The 22,878-nt window shown below is 69.1% G+C and carries 18 protein-coding genes and 1 pseudogene; 8 read left to right on the top strand and 11 right to left on the bottom strand.

The features are described 5' to 3' along the window. Window positions 1-19: 19 nt before the first annotated feature. The 3 genes from ABZT93_RS02450 to ABZT93_RS02440 form a co-directional block, all read right to left on the bottom strand. Window positions 20-1,075: a BMP family ABC transporter substrate-binding protein gene (locus tag ABZT93_RS02450; RefSeq protein ID WP_356097654.1), complete on the bottom strand. Its 1,056-nt coding sequence runs from the start codon at window positions 1,073-1,075 to the stop codon at window positions 20-22. A 287-nt stretch (window positions 1,076-1,362) separates the two neighbouring features. Beyond that, window positions 1,363-2,583 carry a M20 family metallopeptidase gene (locus ABZT93_RS02445; protein ID WP_356098430.1) on the bottom strand — a complete coding sequence of 407 codons (1,221 nt, stop codon included), beginning with the start codon at window positions 2,581-2,583 and terminating at the stop codon, window positions 1,363-1,365. Between the two features lie 678 nt (window positions 2,584-3,261). Further along, window positions 3,262-3,669, bottom strand: a complete 408-nt coding sequence (locus ABZT93_RS02440; protein ID WP_356097652.1) for an ATP-binding protein — start codon at window positions 3,667-3,669, stop codon at window positions 3,262-3,264. A gap of 195 nt (window positions 3,670-3,864) precedes the next feature. On the opposite strand from ABZT93_RS02440, the gene ABZT93_RS02435 reads away from it, so the two are divergent. The 5 genes and pseudogenes from ABZT93_RS02435 to ABZT93_RS02415 all read left to right on the top strand — a co-directional run bounded on the left by ABZT93_RS02435 (window position 3,865) and on the right by ABZT93_RS02415 (window position 7,911). Further along, on the top strand, window positions 3,865-4,716 hold the full coding sequence (locus tag ABZT93_RS02435; protein ID WP_356097649.1) for a helix-turn-helix transcriptional regulator: 852 nt from the start codon (window positions 3,865-3,867) through the stop codon (window positions 4,714-4,716). Window positions 4,717-4,724: 8 nt separating this feature from the next. Beyond that, window positions 4,725-4,925, top strand: coding sequence for a DUF397 domain-containing protein (locus ABZT93_RS02430; RefSeq protein WP_356097647.1), 201 nt, complete (start codon window positions 4,725-4,727; stop codon window positions 4,923-4,925). 75 nt (window positions 4,926-5,000) lie between these two features. Next, window positions 5,001-5,660, top strand: a complete 660-nt coding sequence (locus tag ABZT93_RS02425; protein ID WP_356097644.1) for a class I SAM-dependent methyltransferase — start codon at window positions 5,001-5,003, stop codon at window positions 5,658-5,660. A 309-nt stretch (window positions 5,661-5,969) separates the two neighbouring features. After that, window positions 5,970-6,413 carry a nuclear transport factor 2 family protein gene (locus tag ABZT93_RS02420; protein WP_356098427.1) on the top strand — a complete coding sequence of 148 codons (444 nt, stop codon included), beginning with the start codon at window positions 5,970-5,972 and terminating at the stop codon, window positions 6,411-6,413. Window positions 6,414-6,534: 121 nt separating this feature from the next. Continuing rightward, window positions 6,535-7,911 (top strand): annotated as a pseudogene (locus ABZT93_RS02415) (IS1380 family transposase). A gap of 531 nt (window positions 7,912-8,442) precedes the next feature. Here ABZT93_RS02415 and ABZT93_RS02410 read toward each other — a convergent pair. The 8 genes from ABZT93_RS02410 to ABZT93_RS02375 all read right to left on the bottom strand — a co-directional run bounded on the left by ABZT93_RS02410 (window position 8,443) and on the right by ABZT93_RS02375 (window position 19,282). Further along, on the bottom strand, window positions 8,443-8,622 hold the full coding sequence (locus tag ABZT93_RS02410; RefSeq protein WP_356097641.1) for a hypothetical protein: 180 nt from the start codon (window positions 8,620-8,622) through the stop codon (window positions 8,443-8,445). Window positions 8,623-8,681: 59 nt separating this feature from the next. Then, window positions 8,682-13,466 carry a putative T7SS-secreted protein gene (locus ABZT93_RS02405; RefSeq protein WP_356097638.1) on the bottom strand — a complete coding sequence of 1,595 codons (4,785 nt, stop codon included), beginning with the start codon at window positions 13,464-13,466 and terminating at the stop codon, window positions 8,682-8,684. Beyond that, window positions 13,466-14,062, bottom strand: a complete 597-nt coding sequence (locus ABZT93_RS02400; RefSeq protein WP_356097635.1) for a hypothetical protein — start codon at window positions 14,060-14,062, stop codon at window positions 13,466-13,468. The genes ABZT93_RS02405 and ABZT93_RS02400 overlap by 1 nt, the downstream gene beginning before the upstream one ends. Further along, entirely contained in the window at window positions 14,059-14,415 is a 357-nt protein-coding gene (locus tag ABZT93_RS02395; protein WP_356097632.1) for an SseB family protein, read from the bottom strand. Before ABZT93_RS02395 ends, ABZT93_RS02400 begins: the two co-directional genes overlap by 4 nt. An 88-nt stretch (window positions 14,416-14,503) precedes the next feature. Next, complete coding sequence (locus ABZT93_RS02390; RefSeq protein WP_356098425.1) at window positions 14,504-15,577, bottom strand: hypothetical protein; 1,074 nt, start codon at window positions 15,575-15,577, stop codon at window positions 14,504-14,506. Window positions 15,578-15,681: 104 nt separating this feature from the next. Beyond that, window positions 15,682-16,623: an N-acetylneuraminate synthase family protein gene (locus tag ABZT93_RS02385; RefSeq protein WP_356097629.1), complete on the bottom strand. Its 942-nt coding sequence runs from the start codon at window positions 16,621-16,623 to the stop codon at window positions 15,682-15,684. Between the two features lie 14 nt (window positions 16,624-16,637). Next, entirely contained in the window at window positions 16,638-17,903 is a 1,266-nt protein-coding gene (locus ABZT93_RS02380; RefSeq protein WP_356097626.1) for an N-acylneuraminate cytidylyltransferase, read from the bottom strand. Window positions 17,904-17,938: 35 nt separating this feature from the next. Then, the gene (locus ABZT93_RS02375; protein ID WP_356097621.1) at window positions 17,939-19,282 is read right to left on the bottom strand and encodes a DUF6716 putative glycosyltransferase; all 1,344 of its coding nucleotides are present in this window, start codon (window positions 19,280-19,282) and stop codon (window positions 17,939-17,941) included. A 198-nt stretch (window positions 19,283-19,480) separates the two neighbouring features. On the opposite strand from ABZT93_RS02375, the gene ABZT93_RS02370 reads away from it, so the two are divergent. The 3 genes from ABZT93_RS02370 (at window position 19,481) to ABZT93_RS02360 (ending at window position 22,799) form a co-directional block, all read left to right on the top strand. After that, window positions 19,481-20,467 carry a glycosyltransferase family 2 protein gene (locus ABZT93_RS02370; protein WP_356097618.1) on the top strand — a complete coding sequence of 329 codons (987 nt, stop codon included), beginning with the start codon at window positions 19,481-19,483 and terminating at the stop codon, window positions 20,465-20,467. After that, window positions 20,467-21,822, top strand: coding sequence for an alpha-2,8-polysialyltransferase family protein (locus ABZT93_RS02365; RefSeq protein WP_356097615.1), 1,356 nt, complete (start codon window positions 20,467-20,469; stop codon window positions 21,820-21,822). The genes ABZT93_RS02370 and ABZT93_RS02365 overlap by 1 nt, the downstream gene beginning before the upstream one ends. 134 nt (window positions 21,823-21,956) lie before the next feature. Further along, window positions 21,957-22,799, top strand: coding sequence for an FkbM family methyltransferase (locus tag ABZT93_RS02360; protein ID WP_356097612.1), 843 nt, complete (start codon window positions 21,957-21,959; stop codon window positions 22,797-22,799). Window positions 22,800-22,878 lie beyond the last annotated feature (79 nt).

The following is a 22,878-nucleotide window of genomic DNA, read 5'->3' as shown; positions in this document are numbered from 1 at the left end:
TCCGGCGGGAACCGTCAGGTCAGCTGGTCTTGACCTTGATGGTGCCGTCGACGATCTTCTTCTTCGCGGCGTCCAGCTGGGGCTGGATGTCGTCGATGAAGCCACCACTGGTGGCCAGGCCGACACCGCCCTTGGCGAGCGAGTAGAGCTGGTTGCCGGTCAGCGGCTTGCCCTCGTGGACGGACTTGATGAAGTCGTAGACGCCGACGTCGACGTTCTTGACCATCGAGGTCAGGATCGAGTTCTTGTACTTGGCCAGGCCCGGGATGTTGTACTGGTCCGAGTCCACGCCGATGGCCCAGGCGCCCTTGACGCCGGAGACGGCCTCGATGGAGCCGTTGCCGGAGGAGCCGGCCGCGGCGTAGATCACGTCGACGCCGTTGTCGAGCATGCCGGACGCGGCCTCCTTGCCCTTGGCGGGGTCGGCGAAGCCGGAGAAGTCCGAGCCGTGGGTCAGGTACTGGACGTCGACCTTGACCTTGGGGTTGGTGTCCTTGACGCCCTGGGTGTAGCCCGCCTCGAACTTCTTGATCAGCGGGGTGTCCACGCCGCCGATGAAGCCGACGTGGTCCTTCTTGGTCTTCAGCGCCGCGGCGACACCGGCGAGGTAGGAGCCCTGCTCCTCGGTGAAGGTGATGCTGTCGACGTTCGGGGCCTTCGCGACCGAGTCGATGAGGCCGAAGTTGACCTTCGGGTACTTGGGGGCGACCTTGTCGACCGAGGTGGCGTAGGAGAAGCCGACGGCCACGATCGGGTTGTAGCCGGCGTCCGCCAGGTCGGTCAGGCGCTGCTCGCGGTCGGCCTCCGTGTCGGAGCTCTTGGCGGTCAGCTCCTTGAGGGAGCCGCCGAACTCCTTCGCGGCCTTGTCGGCGCCGCGGGCGGCGGAGTCGTTGAAGGAGCGGTCACCACGGCCGCCGACGTCGTAGGCGAGACCGATCTTGATGCCGCCCTTGGAGCTGCCCGAGGACGAGGACGAGCTGCTGGAGTCGGACGAGGTACTGCCACACGCGGTGGCAGTCAGTGCGAGAGCTGCGGTGGCGATACACGCAGCGGAAAGCTTGGCTACCCGGCGCACGGGAGGCTCCTTCACCTGACCTGAGCGCCTTGTCGGCGCTTCATGTGAGCACCATGCCAGTGCTCGGGCCTGTACGCCCCTGCGGCGTTGGCTTCGCGGCATCGTAACGCGCGTAGATGTCGGAAACAGACCTACTCCGAAGCCGTTATCGATTCGAGGCAAACAGCGTCTGAACTGAGGCTCTAGAGCCTTCGCACGCCCGGATTGCGATGAGCGCACAATTGGCTTACGAGCATGTTGCGCCGAGCGGCGGAACGGCCCCGAGGGGGCCGTCCGTCACGCTGCGGTCACTGCGCGGCGTCCAGCAGGGCCGCGGCCGTGAACAACTCCACGCCTACGGTGATCGCGGACTCGTCGGCGTCGAAGTCGCCCTGGTGGAGATCGCGCACGGTCCGCTCCCCCGGTGTCCGCACCCCGAGGCGGGCCATGGCACCGGGGAGGTGCTGCAGGTACCAGGAGAAGTCCTCGCCGCCGAGGCTCTGCTCGGTGTTCTCCACCGAGTCGGCGCCGCGCCGGGCGGCCATGGCCTCGCGGATCAGCTCGGTGACATCCGCGTCGTTGACGACGGGCGGAACACCACGCACATAGTTGATCTCGGACTTGGCCCCGTGCAGATTGGCGACCTCGTCGATCGCGGCCACGACGATGTCCGGGGCCTGCCGCCAGGCGTCGATGTCCAGGCAGCGCACGGTCCCGGAGAGCTCGGCGTGCTGCGGAATGACGTTCGGGGCGTGCCCCGACTCGATCCGCCCCCAGGTCACGGCGAGCCCGGCGCGGGTGTCGACGCGCCGGCCGACGATCGCGGGCACGTCGGTGATCACGCGGGCGGCGGCGGTGACGAGGTCGGTGGTGAGGTGCGGTCGGGCGGTGTGGCCGCCGGGCCCGTCGAGCGCGATCTCCAGCCGGTCGCAGGCGGAGGTGATGGCACCGGTCCGCAGCCCGATCTTCCCGGCGTCGACCCGCGGGTCGCAGTGCACGGCGAGCATCTTGCCGACGCCCTCCAGCACCCCGCAGTCGATGGCGTCGGCGGCACCGCCGGGCAGCACTTCCTCGGCGGGCTGGAAGATCAGCCGCACGGGCCGCGGCAGCAGGCCCTTCTTGTCGAGCTCGGCGAGGACGAGCCCGGCGCCGAGCACCACGGCGGTGTGCACATCGTGCCCGCAGGCATGGGCCCGATCGGGCACGGTCGACCGGTACGAGCACTCGGTCTTCATGTCCGGGATGGGCAGACCGTCGATGTCGGCGCGCAGGGCGAGCATGGGCCGCCCGCCGTCCCACTCCCCGATGTCACACACGAGCCCGGTCCCCATGGCGAGCACCCGCGGCTTCAGCCCGGCCCTCTCCAGCCGCTCCTTGATCGCCGCGGTGGTTCGGAACTCCTGGTTGCCGAGCTCCGGGTGCATGTGCAAGTCGCGTCGGAACAGTACGAGTTCGGCGTGCAGTTCCTCGCTCAGCACGCCGGGAAGCGCCGCTTCCCCGGGCAGATCGACCTCGGACTCCAGTGACATCAGTTGCTTCACCCTCTAAAGGGTAGGACGCCGGGGCGACCAACCGACCCGCGATCAACAAAACTTCAACCCGCTGTGGGAGGAAAATCTGGCCGCTCGACGCATGGACGATATTTGAGGTGGGTAGGAACCTCTTTTCCCACACATACCACGCTGGGCTTGCGGTCGGCGGCTCTGTTCATCTGTCGAAACGGCATTGGGACACGGTGGGGACGGGCACGGTGGGGTGCGGGGGCGTCACCTTGAGTGATCGCGGGTGGTGGACGGGGCCGTCTGGGTCGACGGGGCGAGATCGGCGAGGGCCGTGTCGCCCATAGGGGCCGGGCGTGACGGAGTCCACGGAGGAGATTCACTTCACGGGCCGAGACGCGGGGGCGTAGGCCGCACCCGGGTTACTCACCCCGCCCCCTGGAGCACTCGCCGACCCCTGTGCGCTACCCGCTTGTCGGACTCAAGGGCCATTCCACCCGGTGCGCCTGTGAGACCTGACCGTGTCCCGCCACCCCGGCCCGCGGCGCTGCCGACCCCGCCCCGCCCACTCGGCCCCCGCTCTCCCCAGGCCGCCCGCTCACCACGCTGGATTGAGCCGCGTCAGGGGTGGGCCGGCGGCGGAGCGCCCTTGACCCGGCTCGCGGAAGCGCGACACCGCAAGAGAAGCGGGCGACCCCACGGCCCGTATCAGGCGGCGGCGAGCTCGCACCACACGAACTTCCCCCGGTTGCCATGCCTGGCCAACGGCTGCCACCCCCACGGATCCGCACATGCCTTGACCAACGCCAGCCCTCTCCCCTCCTCCGCCTCCCCCAAAAGATCCAACTCACCCGGCGGCTCGGGAGGCCCAGGGTCCGCATCCCACGCCCCGATGCGCAGTACCCCCGCCGACCAACGCACCCGCAGAGCCGCAGGCCCCTTCGTATGCCGTACGGCATTGGAGACCAGCTCGGCCGCGAGGAGCTCCGCGGTGTCGGCGAGGCGGATCAGGCCGTGCATCGTGAGGATCAGGCGGAGGGTGCGGCGGGCGACGGTGACAGCTCGGAGGTCGTTCGGGATGTAGAGGGTGTATTCCCAGGGGTCGGTTTCGGGCATGCGTCAGCTCCGGTTCTGGTGGGGCTTTCGGGCAGTGGCATCGCCGCAACCGCCAGGGCAGGACGGAGTGGTGCACTTCCGCAGAGTGTGCGTTGCGTCACCGACAGCAGGGATTAGCGTTTAGGTTTCGCGAGCTGATCCCGTAATCTGCATCCGAACGAGCCGCGCCTCCAGGCGCGTTGGGAGGAGCAGGCGATGGCGCTGAGGCGCGAACCGACCGCACGTCAGTTGCGCCTGGCGGTCGAACTCCGCAGGCTCCGCGAAGCAGCGGGTCTGACGAACCGCCAGGCTGCGGATCTACTTGGGGTGAGCACCGCACAGATCAGCCAGATCGAATACGGACTCGCCGGCGTGAGCGAGAAGCGCCTGCGCCGGATCGCCGCCAACTACACGTGCGCGGATGCGGAATTGATCGAGGCACTGGTGGTAATGGCGACCGACCGGACCCAGGGCTGGTGGGAGGAGTACCGAGGAGTTCTTCCCGCCGCCTACTTGGACCTCGCCGAGCTGGATCACCACGCCACGTTCCGCCACGACGTGGCCGTCATCCACGTACCAGGGCTGTTCCAGACCGAGGACTACGCCCGGGCCCTCTTCGCCTACATGAATCCAGAGTTCCCGGAGAGCGAGGTGGAGCTCCGCGTAGATCACCGGATGAGGCGGAAGGTCGTGATCGAAGACGCCTCAGCGATGCCGTACGACGCCGTGATCCACGAGGCAGCACTCCGCATCAAGGTTGCCGGACGTACCGCGATGCGAACCCAGCTGGCCCGCATCCTGGAGATGTGCGAGGCCGACCACGTCACCGTTCGGGTCATCCCCTTCGGGCTGGACGACTTCGCCGGAGCCGGAAGCGCCATGGTGCACTTGGGTGGAACGGTCCCCGCCCTGGACACCGTGGTCCGCGACGCCCCGCACGGCACGGCCTTCCTGGACTCCGCAGCCCAACTCGCGCACTTTCGAACGCTCTTCCGTAAGGTGAAGGAGGGGTCACTCACTCCGAACCAGTCGCGTGACCTCATCCACCGGTTGGCCAAAGAACTGTGAGGACCACCATGACCGCCGCCGCTCAGTGGAAGAAGTCGTCCTTTTCCGGTGGAGGCGAGGGCAACGATTGCGTGGAGGTGGCTGACCTGCGCTCCCGCATAGCCGTACGCGACTCGAAGGCCCCGACCAGGGCCACCCTCACCTTCCCGCCCGCCGCCTTCACGACCTTCCTCGAAGCCCTGAAGTCCCCGCACCCCAGCCCCCGATGACCGCCAGGCAAACTCCACACGGCGCGCCGCGACTTCCCATCCGCCGCCCGGAGCCGCCCCACTAGGGTGCAGCCCGTGAACGCCGACACCCCCGACTTCATACGGGCCACCCGAACCGCGTACGACACGATCGCCGAGCCCTACACCCAGCAGTTCTCCGACTGGGCCGGCATCCCCACGCTGGACAGAGCCCAGATCACGGGCTTCGCGGAGCTGGTGAAGGAGCAGGGCAAGGGCCCGGTGGCAGACATCGGCAGCGGCCCGGGCCACGTGACCGCAGCACTCCACAACCTCGGCATCCCGGTCTTCGGCGTGGACGTCTCCCCGAAAATGGTGGAACTGGCCCGCAGAGCCCACCCCGCCCTCCGCTTCCACGTGGGCTCGATGACCTCCCTGGACCTACCGTCCGAGACCCTGGGCGGCATCACGGCCCTCTACTCGATCATCCACGTCCCGGACGACCACCTCCCCACGGCCTTCGCAGAGTTCCACCGCGTCCTCGCCCCCGGCGCCCACGCCCTGATCGGCTTCCAGTACGAGCCCGGCGGCACCCACATGCACCTCGACGAACGCTTCGGCCACAAGATCTCCCTCGACTACTGGCTGCGCACCCCGGAGGCGGTGGCCGAGCCCCTCGCCAAGGCGGGCTTGCAGGTGATCGTCCGAGTCCTCAGGGAGCCCCTCGACGAGGAGAAGCTGTCCCGGGCGTACCTCGTAGCGAGGAAACCGACGTAGGACGGCCTCGACGTGCCGGAAGACAGCACGAGCTAACCTCGGGCTTTCACGAGCAGTGCCGTCTACCGCTTGATCAGAGATGCGAGGAGCACTCATGACCTGCGCAGATGGGACCTGTGGAGGGTCCTGGACGTTGCTGCGGAAGCGCACTTCTCAGATGAAGAGTGCTGACCTGTATCTGCAGGTCGCGTCCAGCGCGTCGGCCGTGGGATCAGACGGGTGAGGTGCTGCTGGTCGAGACAGTCCGCAACACCGGCTCGTATCAGGCGATAATGATCAGCTGCCTGTGCGTATCACTTGGGGGGTCTTGTGAGTCTGAGTCCGCGTGAAGTGTTTCTCCGCCTTGTTCATGGGGTCGCCGACGGGAACTCAAGCGAGTTGCCTGACCTGTACGGCGAGGTTACGGATGTTCGGCATCCGATGGCGACGCCGGAGTCCGAGCCGTTGACGAGTCGGCGTGCGCTCCGGGAGCACTTCACGGTGCCGCCGGAAATGCGGGAGTCCTTGCCGAAGAGGAGTGTCGTCGATGTCGTCGTCCACGAGACCGCCGATCCTGAAGTGATCGTCGCCGAGTTCGCCTACGAGTTCACGTTGCTGGACGACTCCAGGCCCAAGGTGCCCTGCGTCTTCGTCATGCGTGTGCGGGACGGTCAGATCATCGAGTCTCGCGATTACATCGACCCGATCCGTACGTACACGGCACGCGGGGACCTCGACCGCCTCCTCGCGTCGTTGCGCAAGGGCGTTTCCTAACCTCCCGCTTTCCGAGGTGGGCTGTCCATCTGTTGATGATGAACGTAAAAAGTGCCTCTGACCAGCGAGAATGAGGATTGCTGAGGTCCTTGTTCCCGCCACCGCCGGAGGCACTTTCCAGCTGAAGAAGCGTATCGGGTTCTATCCGCGTGTCCGCGCGGAGGGCGGTGGTCGCGGCGTGGTTTCGCAGGCCGGTGCGGTGCTGCTGGTCGAGACGGCCCGCAAGGCGGATCTGGATGCGGCGATGTCGGCGGCGCTTGAGCCGTGGCGCAAGCCGCGGGCGGTGCACGATCCGGGAGAGATCCTGCTCGATGTGGCGCTTGCCCTCGCGCTGGGCGGGGACTGCCTAGCCGACGTGGCCCTGTTGCGGGCTGAGCCGGCCGTGTTCGGGTCGGTGGCCTCCGACCCGACGGTCTCTCGCCTGGTCGGACAGTTGGCCTCGGGCGGCAAGCGGGTCCTGGCCGCGCTGCGCACCGCCTGTGCCGAAGTGCGTGAACACGTCTGGCGGTTGGCCGGTGACGCGGCGCCGGATGCGGGCGGGCAGGTGATCGTGGACATCGACGGGGTCCTCGTCCTGGCGCACTCCGAGAAGCAGGACGCCGCCGCGACCTGGAAGAAGACGTTCGGGCACCACCCGCTGATGGGGTTCGTCGACCACGGCCGCGGCGGGTCTGGCGAGCCGGTCGTGGGCCTGCTGAGGCCCGGCAACGCTGGCTCCAACACCGCCGCCGACCACATCGAAGCCACGAAATTGGCCCTGGCCCAGCTGCCGAAACGGCTCCGGCGCGGGCGTCAGACGCTGATCCGTACCGACTCCGGCGGCGGCACCCACGAGTTCGTCGCCTGGCTCGCCCGGCGCGGGCGCTGGCTGTCGTACTCGGTCGGGATGACCATCACCGACGCCGTCCACCAGGCCCTCCTGAAAGTCCCGGCCTCGGCCTGGACGCCGGCCGTGGAACCCGACGGCGACATCCGCGACGGCGCCTGGGTGGCCGAACTCGCCGGCGACTGCCTGACGGGCTGACCGAAGGGCCTGCGGCTGATCGTGCGCAAGGAACGGCCGCACCCCGGTGCCCAGTTGCGTTTCACCGACGCCGACGGCATGCGGTTGACCTGCTTCGCCACCAACACGGCCAGCGAGGCGATCGCCGCCCTCGAACTGCGCCACCGGCAGCGGGCCCGCGCCGAGGACCGCATCCGCGCCGCCCGTGCCACCGGTCTGCGCAATCTCCCTCTCCACGACACCGCGCAGAACCAGATCTGGCTGGAGATCGTCCAGATCGCCTTCGGCCTGCTGGCCTGGATGCCCCTGCTCGCCCTGACCGGCCAAGCCCGACTCTGGGAGCCCCGCCGCCTGCGGCTTCGGCTGTTCTCCACCGCCGCCCAGCTCGTCACCACCGGCCGCCGCCGCTACCTCCGCCTGGCCAGGCACTGGCCCTGGACTGACGTGGTCACCGATGCCCTGGACCGGCTCCAGGCCCTACCGAACCCTGGCTGACCAGTACATTCCCGCCCCTGCGAGCAGCACCAGCCCCACCGGAGCCGTGGAACTCGGCGCATACCCGACGCGACAGCCGGGCACTCAACCTGCCCAGACTCCGGAATTCCGCACCAACACTCGCCAGAAAGGGTCCGTCAGCAAGCTGACGGACCCTCATGCAAGATCGAGGCTAAAGCAAGACTCAATCTACGTAAGATTGAATCTGACTTAGTTCTAGAGCGACGACGGCTGCGGCGCTTGACCTCAGCCGATTCGTACTCCATCGGGTGGTAGATCCGTCGCGACTTCGGTCGTGCGACCTCGCGCTCGACCGGAGCCTGCGCCGCAGGCAGCCCTGTCGGATGTGCACGCGTCGAAGGTAATGAGCAAGCCGTCAAGTACGGCTGCGTCACCTCCTGTGACCGCACCAGCTAGCACTGCTGTCCAGCTTCGCGACCGATCCCGCCAGTGACAGCGACCGCGTCCGAACATCCTCCGCCGAGGCCGCCTCACCAGCTCTCGGCCTGCCCAATCAAAGCGCAGGGAGGCCTACAACTCGATGGGACGGTAGGCGAGAGCTCTGTCCACCACTTCTTCGGCCGTCAGTTTGGGGGTGTTGTAGTAGATCAGGTCAGTAACCCGTGGATGCAAAACGCTCGACTTCAGCTCATTAACAATTCGGTCTTCCTCCTCCTCGGGAAGGCGCGCATCGATAAGCAACTGAACCATTCGAACCAATTCTTCTCGAGATTTCCCTACCACTATCCTCAACCTCCTAGTAGGAATTTCTAGCCGCTACCGAAATGGTACCCGCCGTCGAGTATCTCCGCGTGATATCGAGGCGTGACCACGACCAGGTTATCGAGATCGTATACGCCTCCTCCACGCTGGATGGGCTGCACGTGATGCAGGACATACCGCCCCTGACCATGATGTTGCGCTGTCGGAGCGAAGGGAGACTTGCCGTCCGCCATGGAAGTCTGTCCCGATTTATCGAATTGCCCAGCAAGCTCCTCATGTCGGGAGACCTCCTTCCAGAAGGCTTGCCGGAACTTGTCAAAACTTTCGAACTCCCTTCCTTGGAGCTCTCTCGCTACTTGCCCCGGGATTCTTCCGGCATTCCCTTCCGACCCCTTGAGCCATTGACCATCGACGTCTGGCAGCGAACTTCCCCCTGTCACCGCACCGGGAGAGTTCCGGAGTTCCTTCGCGCTCTTGGTCCCCTCTATCTCGCATGGTGTGAGACCCAATGGGTCCACTCGCGCATGAGGGTTGGCAACGTAAGTCGTAGGGTTTGGGTCGGGAGCCAGGCCTAGGGGATCAGGCGTGAGGTAGCGGGCAGTCTCGGGATCGTAATGGCGGAAGCAGTTATAGTGCAGGCCGGTTTCGGGGTCGAAGTACTGGCCCGGGAAGCGGAGTGGGGTGTAGGCGGTGCTGTCCGCGGCCCAGGCTGTCGTGCCCCACAGGGTGCTGCGCGTGCGCCACGCTACGTCCCCGGCCTCGTCGATGAGTTCCGTCGGAGTACCGACCAGGTCCGTGACTATGGCGAAGAAGCGGGAGTCGATCTCGTCCTGGGGGGCGTCGGTCGCGGTGATGCGTTCCGTTTGGGACAGCGGGTGCAGGCCCTGGTGGTCCCAGGTCAGGGTGACCGGGTTCGGGTGGGACGGGGAGCTCGTCGTCTGTTCGCAGAGGGTCGTGCCGTCCCAGGTGAAGTCCACCTGTTCCAGGACTGATTCGCCGTCCGGCGCCAGGCGTTGCTTCGCGATCCTGCGGCCCAGCGGGTCGTAGCGATAGCGCCAGCGGGTGCCGTCGGGGGTCGTCACCGACGTCAGGCGGTCCTCCGCGTCCCACTCGTAGCGCCAGGTGTCCGGCTTGCCGGACAGGCGGGGTTTCTGGCGGAGGGTGATGCGGCCCGCTTCGTCGTGTTCGTAGCGGACCCTCCCCGCGCGGGTGATGCGGGTGCCCACATACTCCCGGCTACCGGTCGATTCGCTGCTCGGGTGCTCGGTCGGCCAGGAGGCTGAAGTCTGGTTGCCCGCCTCGTCGTACGCGTACGTCTCCGTCCAGTTCGTCGCGTGGACCGCCGTCACACGGCCCGCCGCGTCCAGGTCGAAGTGGCGCGTGCCGTTCAGGTGGTCGTCGACGGCCGTGAGGTTGCCGTCGGGGCGGTAGGTGTACGCACGGTGCTGGAGGCGGTTGCCGCCGGGGCCTACCAGGTCCTGTTTTGTCAGACGGCCCAGCGGGTCGAAGGACTGGGTCAGGGTGACCGACTCGCCTATGTGGCGGGTCAGTTCGCGGCCCGCCTCGTCGTGAGTGAAGGTGAGGGTGCGGCCCGACGCCACCATGCCCGTGCGGTTGCCCGACGCGTCGTACGACCAGGTCGTCGCCGCGCCGGTTGGCGTGGTGCGGCCCGTTCTGCGGCCCAGCACGTCGTAGGTGTAGGTGAGCGTGCGGTCGTTCACCGTCTCCGAGAGCACTCGGCCCGCCTCGTCCCGGTGCAGCCTCAGGACCGCGTCCGGGCCGGTCGCCTCCGCCAGGGCGCCCGACAGGTCGTAGGCGTAGGTCGTGACCGCCCCGGCCGCCTCCTTGCGGATCACCCGGCCCAGGACGTCACGGGAGAAGGTGATCGGGTCGCCGGATGCCGTGGTGCTGGCGCTCAGTTGGCCTGCCGGGTCGTGTTCGTAGGTCAGCGTGCGGTCGTCGAAGTCCGTCTCCGCGATCAGGCGGCCCATCGGGTCGTACTCGTAACTCCACGTCAGGCCCTGCGGGTTGGTGACTCTCGTCAGGCGCAGTTCCGTGTCGTGGGCGAACTCGTAGCGCACGCCGTCCGGGCCCGTGCGGGCGGCCAGCAGGTCGAAGTGGGTGTACTCGAAGCGGGAGATCGCGCCCGACGCGTCCGTGTGGGCGACACAGTTGCCCTCTCCGTCGTACGCCCAGGACTCCGTTGTGCCGTCCGCCGCCGTACGGCGGGACAGTCGGCCCTCCACCGTCCATTCCAGGGCCGTCACCGCGCCCGTGGGGTCGGTGATCGTCACCGGGCGGCCGAAGGCGTCGCGTGAGTAGCGGGTCACCGCGCCCAAGGGGTCGGTGATCTCCAAGGGCAGGCCCGCCGCGTCGCAGCGCACCCTTGTGGTGTCCCCGAGGGCGTTGGTGACGGACTCCAGGTGGCCCCGGTCGTCGTACGTGAACCGGGTCGTCGTGCCCGAGGCGTCGGTCACCGCCGTGCGGTTGCCGAACTCGTCGAAGTGCTGCACGACATGGGTGCCGTCCGCGCCGGCCACCGCGATCGGTAGACCTTGGTCGTTGTACGCGACGCTGGTGTAGCGGCCGTCCGGGCGGACCGCCAGGACCGTGCGGCCCGCCTCGTCGTAGGCGTAGCTCACCGTGCGGCCCAGGGGGTCGGTGACCGCGAGGGGGCGGTGGGCGCGGTCGTGGGTGGTGCGGGTCGTGGCGCCGTCCGGGGTGGTCACCGCCGCCACCTGTACGTCGCTGTTGATCTCGTACAGAGTGCTGTGGCCCAGGGAGTCGACCGCCGTGACGATCCGGTTGCCGGTCGTCGGGTCCGGGGCGCCGTAGCTGTAGGTGTAGCTCAGGTGGCCTGCCTCGCCGCCCTGGGAGATGCAGCGGTCCTCGTCGTCGTAGGCGTAGTGGTACGAGGAGTTGTTCGTGTCCGTCCAGGCGGTGATGCGGCCGAGTACGTCGTTGGTGAAGCGGGTCGGCAGGCCGGAGGACTTCGTGACCGTCGACAGGTGGCCTTCGGCGTCGTAACCGAAGCGGACCAGTTCGGTGTCCTCGCCGGAGGCCAGGCGCAGGGCCGTGATCCGGTCCCCGGACCGCTCGATCCGCAGGTCGTAGCCGGCCGAGTGCACGATCCCGGTCGGGGCGCCCTCGTCGTCGTACTCGAAGGTCAGCCACTGGCCGGAGCGGTCGATGATCTGGGAGAGCAGGGCGATGCCGTCGCCGTCGCCGCCCGGTCCGGCGAAGTCCCACACACGCCCTGCGGCGGGGTCGGTGACCGTGTAGTCGCCGTACTCGTCGATGGTCAGGGGATGGCCCTCGCCCGCCAGGGGCAATACCGGCACACCGGGAGCGGGGTGCGGATACGCCAGCAACGAACCGTCCTCGCGGACGAAGACCACTCCCTCGGCGTCGATCTCCAGGCGCTGGTCGGCCGTCGACGTCCAGCACGGGCCGAACCAGCGGCCCGCCCGGTACGACGACTCGAACTGGCGGGAGAACACCAGCGGGAGTCGGGCGGGGAGCGACACGTCCGTCTGCGGCAGGGACATACGGCCGGTGGCCATGTCGATCGGGTCGCTGCCGAAGACTTTGCACCACAGCTTCCGGGCGGTGGCCCCCAGGCCTCCCTGGCGCACCCCGTCGCGCGCCGCGCCCTTGGCCGCATCCTTCGCGACCATCCCCCGCAGCCCATCCTTCAGCGCGGCCCGCCCCACACCCCCCGCACCCTTCCCGCCGATCAGGTTCGAGAGCAGGTATCCCGCCGAGTCCCCCGGGTCGCTCGACCACCCCGTCCCCAGCAACGACATCGGCAGCCGCTCGGGGTGGGCAGCCGTGCCCACCAGGCCCGCGAGCAGCAGCTGGGAGTTCTTGGACCACTCGCCGGGGTGGGTCAGGTTGTACGGGTCCAGGGGGTTGACCGTGCGGGCCAGTTTCAGAACGTCCGTGCCGCCGCGCAGGAGGCCGCCCAGGACGTGGACCGAGTTGAGCTGGGTGCCGACGAACAGGTCCGCCGCGCCCGCGCCCAGGCGGTCGGTGAACTCCGGCTTCGGCGGGGCCGTTTCCAGGGCCGTGGCGATCTTGCGGCGGGCGTCCTCGGCCACGCCGGTGCGTTCGCGGCGGGCATGGGACAGGATCTCCTGCGCCTCCTTGCGGGCCGCCGTACCGGGGTCGGCGAAGTCGCCGGGCTTCGTCGGCTTCGCGCCCGGGTCGCCGCCCGCCTCGGCGATCGCGTTGTAGCGCCCGGCGGCCTGGTTGTACGCCGACACCCGCCCTTCGTACGCGTCCGCCGCCCGCCGGGAGGCGTCCTGCCCGGCCCGGTACTTCTCGATCGCCAGCCGCGCCTGCTCCTGCGCCCAGCGCACCATGTCCGCGTACGCCTCCAGCGCGGCCGCCGCCGACGTGCAGGCGTCCGCCGCCGTGAGCCACTGCTTGGGCTGTACGTCGAACTTCGCGCGGAAGGCGTCCGCCGCCTGGCCCCGCCACTCGCCCGGGTCCAGCGAGCGCATGCCCTGGCCGACGTTCTCGAAGGCGGCCGCGAACTTCCGTAGATGTCCGGCACGTTCGCGGAGGGCCGGCTCGCTGCCGTGGACCAGTTCCCTCGGGTCGTCGGTCTCGCCCAGGGCGCGTTCGGCGACCGTGCCGCCCAGGCGGTTGTTCACGCTCTCGCCGAAGTCGCGGACCTTCTCGGCCGCGCCGTCCGCGCCCACGTCCGACAGCAGGCCCGCCGTCTTGTCCGTGCCCCAGTCGACCGCCTCGCCGACCCCCTTGTTCAGGCCGTCGGCCGCGCTCTCCAGACCATCGCCGAACTCGTTGACCAGATCCCCGAAGCCCATCAGCCCTCACCCTCCGGGGAATCCGCGGTGGGAGGCCCGCTCCACTGCCAGTCCGTGCGGGGATCGAAGAGCGCGTCCGGCGTCACCGTCGAGGTCGAAACGTCCTCCGCCGCCTGCGACCAGGCCGCGTTCACCTCGTCCCGACCGGACGTGAAGGACTCCGCGCTGTAGTCCGCGTTCGCCACCTGGGAGACCGGGTTGTCCTTCAGCGTCTGTGACCAGGAACGTTCCTTCACCTCGTCCGGGGAGAGGTACGGGTTGCCCGTGCCCGCCGTCCACACCGACTTCAAGGTGTCGGAGACGTACTGCTCCTGCTCGTGGTAGATCCCCGCCGACAACCCCAGCCGGCCCGCAAACTCGTTCGCGTCCTGCATCAGCGAGCGCACGCCCCAGCCCCAGCGGTCGCAGAAGTCCGCGAAGACCTGCTGGAGGCCGTCGTCGCCCGCCTCCAGGCCGGTCATGGAAAGGTCGTCGAAGCCGCGTCCCAGGTTCGCCTCGATGTCGAAGCCGAAGTCCTTCAGTTCGGCCATCGCCTGGTTGATGCCGCGGGTGATCCGTGCCATCGCCTCCGGATCGACCTGGTAGCCGTCGCTCATGCCACCGACTCCCCCGCGTCGACAGCCACCGAGTCCGGCACGATCCCCGTCACCGGAGGCAGGACCCATCCCGCCGGGCTGCCCGCGTCCACCGCGATGCCGACCGGGCCGTCCACGGCCGGGACCACCCGGTCCAGCAGCCGCGCCCCGTGCACCGGCACCCAGTCGGGCACGGCCTCACCCCGCGCCTCGACGAACCGTTCCAGCGCGGAGACCGACGTGAACGCAAACAACCAGCGAATGCCGCCCGCCTGCGCCGACAGCAGCGAGCCGTCGACCACCGGCACCAGGACCTCCCTGCGCCGGAACTCCCCGATCTCCGCCCGCCGTTCCCGCAACGCCTCGGCACGCACGCCAGCCGCCCCCGTCGTAGACCTCATCGAACGTCGCACAAGTGAACGACGATGCTAGACGATTCGGCTGAGAGCCGCCCTCGGTGTTTCAGACAGCCGGTACGACCGCCACCGCCGAGAGGCGATGTACGTCCCGTGCCGTCCCCGTGACCCCCGACAGGAACCCCTGGGCCCGGGGCGACGCCGTCTCCGTCAGCCAGTCCGGGTCGATGTCGCAGACCGCCACGCGGACCTCCGTGCCGGCGAGGGCGAGCGGCAGGGTGTGGACCACGGTCGACGGGAAGCTGAGGATCGTGCGGCCGATCGGGCCGCGGCGGGCGATCAGCTCCAGGGGGAGGTCCGGGCGGACGATCTCCAGCCCCGTCTCCACGGCCAGCCGGTGGAGCTTCTCCGTCGACTCGCGGCGGTGGGCGAAGTAGCGGGTCGCGCCGTGAGTCTTGGCCAGGCGGGTCACGGCCTCCACATAGCGGTCGGCGTCCACCACGCCCGTCTCGACGAGTGAAGTGCCCACCATGTCGGCGCCCTTGGTGATGCGCGGCGGCCCGAAGCGGGCGCGGGTCCAGGCGAAGGTGTTGGACGAGACCGTCACGCCTGCCGGGGTCTCCTCCATCGGCATCGAGGAGAATATGTCGACTCCCCTGCCGTCCCCCGGCGTCAGGCGTCTGCGGGCCGCCGCCGAGATCGGGGCGAAGGCGAGGTCGCGGGGGCTCGGGCGGCCGCCCTTGCGGTGCCAGCGCACCAGGCGTTCACCGCGGGCCAGCTGGGACACGAACTCCATCGTCGCCGTGCCGTCGTCGACCACGACCAGGTCGGTGGCGCGGGTGATGGTCAGCAGGAGTTGCACATAGCGGGAGAACGGGTCGCCCAGGACCACGCGGTCCGCCCTGCGGAGCATGCCCGCGAGACCGCCGATGGTCTGGAAGGGGGCCGCGGGGCCGCCCCTCGCCTCCTCCCAGCGGACCTCGTGGCCCTCCTCGCGGGCGAGTTCCGCCATCCGGCGCAGCTGGCCGCGGGTCATGGGGTCGGTCGGGGACAGCACGACGAGGGTGAGCTCCGCGCCGGGCGCGTGGCCGTGCGCCCACTCCAGCACGTTCAGCAGCTGGACCGGGCTCTCGACGAACGCGAGGGTATGGGTACCGGTGTTCCCGGCGCGGGGGCTCATCGACGTACGACCGTCCCGTCGTAAGGCGCTCATGCGGCGCTCGTAGGCAGTAGACGTGCCGGGTCCTCAGGCGGCGGACGCCCGAGGACCCGGCACCTGGTGGCTCAGACCGAGACCGGCTCGCCTGCGGCGGCGGCGATCTCCGCCTCGGCGACCACGCCGGAGACACGGCGCAGCTTCTTCATGGGGCCGAGCTCGGAGTCGTAGACCTTCTTGACGCCGTCGCCCAGGGAGGCCTCGATGGTGCGGATGTCCCTCACGAGCCTCTGAAGGCCCTGCGGCTCCACCGACGCGGCCTGGTCGGAGCCCCACATGGCGCGGTCCAGGGTGATGTGGCGCTCGACGAAGGTGGCGCCGAGGGCGACCGCGGCGAGGGTGGTCTGCAGGCCCGTCTCGTGGCCGGAGTAGCCGATCGGGACGTTGGGGTACTCCTCCTGGAGCGTGTTGATCACGCGCAGGTTGAGCTCCTCGGCCTTGGCCGGGTAGGTCGAAGTGGCGTGGCAGAGCAGGATGTTCTCCGAGCCGAGGACCTCGACCGCGTGGCGGATCTGCTTCGGGGTCGACATGCCGGAGGACAGGATGATCGTGCGGCCGGTCGCGCGGAGGGCGCGCAGCAGCTCGTCGTCCGTGAGGGAGGCGCTCGCCACCTTGTGGGCCGGGACGTCGAACTTCTCCAGGAAGGCGACGGCCTCGGTGTCCCACGGGGAGGCGAACCAGGCGATCCCCTTCTCCTTGCAGTACTCGTCGATCTGGCGGTACTCGTCCTCGCCGAACTCCACGCGGTGGCGGTAGTCGATGTAGGTCATCCGGCCCCAGGGGGTGTCGCGCTCGATGTCCCACTGGTCGCGCGGGGTGCAGATCTCGGGGGTGCGCTTCTGGAACTTCACGGCGTCACAGCCGGCCTCGGCGGCCACGTCGATGAGCTTGAAGGCGTTCTCCAGCTCGCCGTTGTGGTTGATGCCGATCTCGCCGCAGATGTATACGGGCTGGCCGGGGCCGGCGATGCGCTCGGTGCCGAAGGTGCGGAGGCGGGAGTTGGAAGACATTCGAGGAACGTTCCTTACTTGTCGAGGGAGTCGAGAGAGGGGCCGAGGATCCAGCTGGCGATCTCTCGGATCGCGCCGTCGCCACCGGGGACGGTGGTGACCGCACGGGCGGCGCCGCGTACCACGTCGTGGGCGCTCGCGACCGCCACGGGCCAGCCCACGAGGGCGAAGCACGGGAGGTCGTTGACGTCGTTGCCGACGTAGAGCACGCGCTCGGGCGCGATGCCCTGCTCCTCGCACCACTGCTTCAGTGCGAGGTCCTTCCGGTCGATGCCGTGCAGCACGGGGATCTTCAGCTTCCGTGCGCGGGCGGCGACGACCGGGTTCTGCTCCGTGGAGAGGATCAGCATCTTCAGGCCCGACTTGCGCAGGGCGGCGATGCCGAGTCCGTCGCCGCGGTGCACGGAGACGAACTCCTTTCCATCGGCGTCGATCAGCACCCGGTCGTCGGTCTGGGTGCCGTCGAAGTCCAGGACGACCGCGTCCACGTCCTCGAAGGAAGGCAGCGAACCAGGGCGGTCCGCGTCGAAGAGGGGGGCCAGCGCCCGGGCGCGGGCCAGCTCGTGGTGGTCGTCGATCTCCAGCACGCGCGCGGGGTCCGTGCGGACCAGTTCGGTGCGGCCGAAGAAGCGGTGCTGGTGCTTGCGGAAGCCGACCGCGTCCATGCCGTAGACGGCGCCGGTCTCCAGGAAGTCCTGGGGGCGGTCCTGGCGGCGCGGGCGGAAGGACTTGTCGTGGTTGACGCCGTAGCCGCCTCCAGCGGCCGCGTCGGCCTCGCCCACGGTGCCCGCGCGGGCCTCGTCGTCGGCGTCGCGCCACACGAAGCCGTGGAAGGGGGCCACGGTCATCGCGGAGTCCGCGCCGTTGTCGACGAGGGCGCCGACCACCCCGTCCACGTCCTCGCGGATGATGAACGGGCTGGTGCACTGCACGAGGAGCACCACGTCGACGGTGGCGCCGTGCAGCGCCTCATGGGCGTCCATGGCGTGCAGTACGGCGGCCTCGGAGGTGGCGGTGTCGCCCGCGATGGCGGCGGGCCGCAGCACGACCTCGGCACCGGCCGAGCGGGCCGCCGCGGCGATGGCCTGGTCGTCGGTGGAGACCACCACGTCGGTCACCAGGCGGGAGGCGCGGCACTCGCGCACGGCTCGCGCCACCAGCGGCACACCGCCGACCGGGGCGAGGTTCTTCGCGGGCACGCCCTTGGAGCCGCCGCGCGCGGGAATCACCGCGAGCACGCGGCGCATGGAGACGCCTTGGCCCGCTTGCGGGTTGGACATGGGTTCAGCTCCTTGGAAAGGGCTTCGGAAGGTGTTCACAGCTCCCCCATCCGCCGGATCACCGGGGCCACCCGCTGCACCCCGTGCCGGTAGGCGCCCCGGGCCGCGCGGCGCACGATCTGCCGCACCGGGCCCGGCTCCTTGTCGTGGGCGGGGGCGCCGGGCAGAGGTGTGCCGTCGGGGCCGAGGTGGTGGCGGGCGAGGATGCCGGGGAGGTATCCGGGGGCGGTGACGGGTGTGTAGTACGGGGTGAGCGGGGGCCGTTCGGGCGCGGCCAGCAGCTTGGTGATGCGCTCACGGGCCGCGTCGAAGGCGTGCGCGTACGAGCCGTCGGCGACGACACCCTGCCGGGCCACCCACTCCTCGTCGGGCACCGGCCGGTGCCCTGCGTCCAGCTGGTCCCAGGAGGCGAGGCAGCCGGAGCCCACGAAGTGGTGGTTGCCGAGGACCTCGCGGATGCCAAGGTCGGTGAGGATCACCGTCGGGATACGGCGGTGCAGCGACTCCAGTGCCGCCGTGGAGCTGATGGTGACCAGCAGGTCGGTCCGGTCGAGGACCTCACCCATGTTGCCGTAGACCAGACGGAAGTTGGCCGGCGGATCGAGCCGCTGGATCAGCTTCTGGTACGGCAACTCCTCGATGTGCGTGGTGTGTTCGCCGGGCCGGGAGCGCAGCTTGAGCAGCACCTCGCGCTCGGGGTGCAGCCGGGCGTGCTGGATGAGCCGGTTCAGCAGGTACACGCGGTCCCTGCGGTTGTCCGGCACCGAGGGCTGGACCGCGAACACCACGGTGTACGGGTCGTGCTCCCCCTCATAGGCGGCACCGCCGAGGAACGGCAGCGCCACCTCCGTGACCGAGGAGGCGTCCGCGCCCACTCCCTCGTACACCGCGCGGAAACGCTCGGCGTCCTGGCGGGAGTTGGCGAGGACCAGGTCGGCCCCGTGCCGCAGGAGCAGGCCGTCGGCGAGCTTCTCGTAGACGACGCCGACATAGCCGGTGACGACGACGGGACGCTTCTCCAGGCCGTCCCAGACCCGCGCCAGGCCGTGCAGCATCGCCTGGACACCACCGCCGACCAGGGCCAGTACGACGATGTCGTACGACGTCTCGGCCATGGCGCGCAGGAACTCCACGGCCGTGACCTCGCGCAGGGAGTCCGCGCGCACGCCGACCTCTTCGAGCTGGCGTGCGGTGGGCGTGGCCCGGCCGCGCAGCAGGTATCCGTCCAGCGCGAGGCCGACTTGCGCCCCGCCTCGGGGTCCGGCTTCCATGGACGGGCCCGGGGCGATGCGGTCGGCGGTCAGCGCACCCCATTTCCAGCGGGTGTCGGAGTCCGCGAGGACGGCGATTCGAAGGGACTTCGTTGTACTTGGCGGCACGACGACGACGCTAGGAAGCAATTTCTAGGTGCGGCCCAACCGCGAATCAACGAAAAGTTAACAACAGCCCACCGAGAGCCGAACTGGCCCGCCGAAGACCTGGAAGTACACGGGATGCACCGTTCCGACACATCGAGTTCACCCGCAGTCCCCTTGCCGGAAAGTTCCGCTGCCGGGCCGCCTTCTAGCGTTTCGCGGGTGCCTAAGCTCTCCGTCATCGTGCCGTTCTACAACGTGCAGCAATACGCCCCGGACACCCTCCGAAGTCTTCGCATGAATGCGCGGCGAGATTTCGAGTTCGTGCTGGTGAACGACAAATCCAAGGACGAAACCCCGGCGATTCTCGACCGTGCGGCCGAGGAGCTCTCGGATGTCGCCGAGGTGCGGGTCCTCCACCACGAGACGAACGGAGGGCTCGCCACCGCGCGCAACACCGGCCTGGACGCCGCGCGCGGCGAGTATCTGACCTTCCTCGACGGCGACGACTGGCTCGCGCCGGGTTACCTCTCGGAACTGGTCGCCGCCATCGAGGGGTTGGGCTGCGACTTCGTCCGCACCGACCATGTGCAGGCAGTGGCGCGGGCCCGGACCGTGCACCGGGTCCCGATCGGGCGCCGGAACGAGGTGCTGAACCCGAGGGAGGCGATCCTGCCCGCCGACCGCTCGACCTCCGTCGACTACGCGTACGCGTGGGCCGGTGCCTACCACCGCCGTCTGCTCGACAAGGGCCTGCTGCATTTCACCGACGGTCTGCGCACCGCCGAGGACCGGCCGTGGATCTGGAAGCTGCATCGCGAGGCCGAGTCCTTCGCCGTGGTGAGCCTGCTGGGCGTGTTCTACCGGCGCGGGGTGGCCTCCTCCCTCACCCAGATCGGCGACGCCCGCCAGCTCGACTTCATCCGCGCCTTCGACCAGGTCATCGAGGAGACGGCGGCGGACCGGGACGCCGACCGGCTGCTGCCCAAGGCGATGCGCACCTACTGCGCGATCATCGCCCACCATCTCTCCGACGAGTCCAAGTGGGAGCCGTCCGTGGCCAAGCAGCTGCGGGCGATGAGCGCGGCGGCCATAAGGCGGATGCCTCAGGACATGCTCGGTGACGTGCTCGACACCATGGACCTGCGCCGCTCCGCCAAGCTGCGGCGGCTGCGGCGGCGGGTCACCACTGCGAAGGCGGCCGCGTGATGTCCACAACCAGCTCCCGCACCAGCCCTCGTACGACTCAGATCTTCTGCGCCTCCACGCTGTACGGCGCGGTCACGCTGGCCGCCGCGATCGACTCCGACCTCTTCGAGGAGCCCGAGCGCCGGGTCCTGCTCGTCTTCAACAACACGGCGACCCCGGAGACCTCGACGCCGCTGGACGAGATGCCGGGCTTCGCGCCGCTGCGCGACCACTTCGACGAGGTGCTGTCCTGGAACGAGGCGATCCGCCCCTTCCACCCCGGGTCCTGGACGCCCCGCCCCGACGACATTCCCCTCTTCGAGCGCTATCTGCGGCTGCTGTGGGGACTCGGCGACAACCGTGTCGAACTGGTCCTGGAGTCCCTCCAGGTCGCCCCCGCCCTCACCGTCGCCCAGATCTTCACCGGCGCACCCGTCGATGTCTACGCCGACGGCCTGATGAGTTACGGCCCCACCCGCAACAAGCTCGACCCGCTGGTCGGCACGCGGGTGCGCCGCCTGCTCCACCTGGACCTGGTCGAGGGCCTCACGCCGATGCTGCTGACCGAGTTCGACGTTCCGCCGGTGGTGGTGCCGACGTCGGCGTTCCTGAAGGCGATGGGTGAGCTGAGCGCCTCTGTCGAGGAGTTGCCGCCGCTGCCGGAGAACGCGGCGCTGCTGCTCGGTCAGTACCTCTCCGCGCTGGACATCCTCTCCCCCGCCGAGGAGGAGGACCTGCACGTACGGATGCTGAAGGGCGCGGTCGCCAAGGGGCACCGCTCGGTCGTCTTCAAGCCGCACCCCAGCGCGCCGGCCCGCTTCAGCCGCGCCCTGGAGGCCGAGGCGGAGAAGCTCGGCGTGGACCTGACCGTCCTGGGCACACCGGTGCTCGCCGAGGTGCTGTTCGAGAAGGCCCGGCCCGCACTGGTCGTCGGCTGCTTCTCCACCGCCCTGTTCACGGCCTCCGCCCTGTACGACCTCCCGGCCGCTCGTGTCGGCACCGAACTGCTCCTGGAGCGGCTGACGCCGTACCAGAACAGCAACCGGGTGCCGGTGGTCCTTGCCGATGCGGTGCTGCCGGACCTGGAGGGGCGCGGGGGCGAGGAGGCGGTGGCCGCCGATACGCTCAACGACCTGGTCACCGCGCTGAGTTTCACGATGCAGGCGCAGATCCATTCCTCGCTGCGCCCGGCCGCCGAGCGCTATCTCTCCCAGCACTTCGGCCCGCGCACCCGGCGCTACTTCCGGCGGAAGCGCCTGACGTCGTTGGGGCTGCCGGGCGGTATCCCGGAACGGCTGACATTCCTGCCGCGCAGTGCCACCGCACGCCGTGTGGTGCGGCGGGCGAGGGCGCTGAAGAAGGCTGTGAAACGCTAGGCGAAACACTGGGTGAACCGCGGGAATCTCGTGGGCGAGCTTTCCTGAAAGGCCAGGTCATACGCTCATGACCTGGCCTTTTCGCAAGGTGTGGAACCTGTGACAAGTCCACACGGCGCCCCTACGATCGCGAGATGCGTATTCCCCAGCTCGAAGAAGCCAACGCCCGCATGCTGGCGCACGCACCATCCGTCCGGCCGGTCGCCACCAGCGACATCATCCGCACCCATCGGAAGAAGTTCCCCTTTCGCGGCTATGTGGAGATCGACTCCCCTTATTGCCCGCCCTTCGTGATGTTCTGCGTGAATGACGACGCGGTCGCGCTGGACACGCTGTGGAACGGCCGGTTCGGCTATGAGCCCGGCAGCCTCGCCATCTGGTCCCGGCTTGCCGCGAAGAGCACGACGATCGCCGATGTCGGGGCGCACGTCGGCTACTTCTCGATGATCGCCGCCCTCGCCAACCCGAAGGCTAAGGTGCACTCCTTCGAACCCGTGGACCAGATACACGCCCGGCTGTCGGTGAACGTCCGGTCGAACGGTGCCCAGAACATCAGGCTCCACCAGGCGGGCGTGTCCGGCGAGGCGGGTTGGGCCGAGATCAGCGTCCGCTTCGCGGGCAACCTCCTGTCCACGGGCTCGACCCTGGAGGGCGGTGCGGCCGACGCCGAGCAGAAGCGGATCCGGCTGGTGTGCCTCGACGAGGTGTTCGCCGAGACCAGGCTGGACCTCATGAAGATCGACGTCGAGGGACATGAGATGTCGGTTCTCAAGGGAGCCCGCCAGGTCCTCAAGCGCGACCGGCCCACCGTGCTGCTCGAAGCGCTGCGGGACGCGGACATGCAGATCCTCCTCGCCGAGTTCGATCCCCTCGGCTACGACTGCCACTGGGTCACCGAGCACGACGGCACGCTCGTCCCGTGGTACGCGCCCCGGCCGCCCAAGACACGGAACCTGCTGTTCACGCCGCACGACTGACACACCGGCCGGCCGGGGGCGAAAGGGAAGTGAGACAGGGCGGACGGCTTCCGGCCACGGCCAGTTCGACGGACGTTCA

It is taken from the genome of Streptomyces sp. NPDC005303 (genome assembly GCF_040607335.1).
GTDB lineage: Bacteria > Actinomycetota > Actinomycetes > Streptomycetales > Streptomycetaceae > Streptomyces.
This window is presented reverse-complemented; position numbering and strand designations above follow the sequence as displayed.

Coding starts and splice junctions, on each gene's coding strand:
- ABZT93_RS02445 (WP_356098430.1), bottom strand. CDS start 2,583: ATGTCACTGGAGTCCGAGGTCGATCTGCCCGGGGAAGCGGCGCTTCCC.
- ABZT93_RS02440 (WP_356097652.1), bottom strand. CDS start 3,669: ATGCCCGAAACCGACCCCTGGGAATACACCCTCTACATCCCGAACGAC.
- ABZT93_RS02435 (WP_356097649.1), top strand. CDS start 3,865: ATGGCGCTGAGGCGCGAACCGACCGCACGTCAGTTGCGCCTGGCGGTC.
- ABZT93_RS02430 (WP_356097647.1), top strand. CDS start 4,725: ATGACCGCCGCCGCTCAGTGGAAGAAGTCGTCCTTTTCCGGTGGAGGC.
- ABZT93_RS02410 (WP_356097641.1), bottom strand. CDS start 8,622: ATGGTTCAGTTGCTTATCGATGCGCGCCTTCCCGAGGAGGAGGAAGAC.
- ABZT93_RS02405 (WP_356097638.1), bottom strand. CDS start 13,466: ATGGGCTTCGGGGATCTGGTCAACGAGTTCGGCGATGGTCTGGAGAGC.
- ABZT93_RS02400 (WP_356097635.1), bottom strand. CDS start 14,062: ATGAGCGACGGCTACCAGGTCGATCCGGAGGCGATGGCACGGATCACC.
- ABZT93_RS02390 (WP_356098425.1), bottom strand. CDS start 15,577: ATGAGCCCCCGCGCCGGGAACACCGGTACCCATACCCTCGCGTTCGTC.
- ABZT93_RS02385 (WP_356097629.1), bottom strand. CDS start 16,623: ATGTCTTCCAACTCCCGCCTCCGCACCTTCGGCACCGAGCGCATCGCC.
- ABZT93_RS02380 (WP_356097626.1), bottom strand. CDS start 17,903: ATGTCCAACCCGCAAGCGGGCCAAGGCGTCTCCATGCGCCGCGTGCTC.
- ABZT93_RS02365 (WP_356097615.1), top strand. CDS start 20,467: ATGTCCACAACCAGCTCCCGCACCAGCCCTCGTACGACTCAGATCTTC.
- ABZT93_RS02360 (WP_356097612.1), top strand. CDS start 21,957: ATGCGTATTCCCCAGCTCGAAGAAGCCAACGCCCGCATGCTGGCGCAC.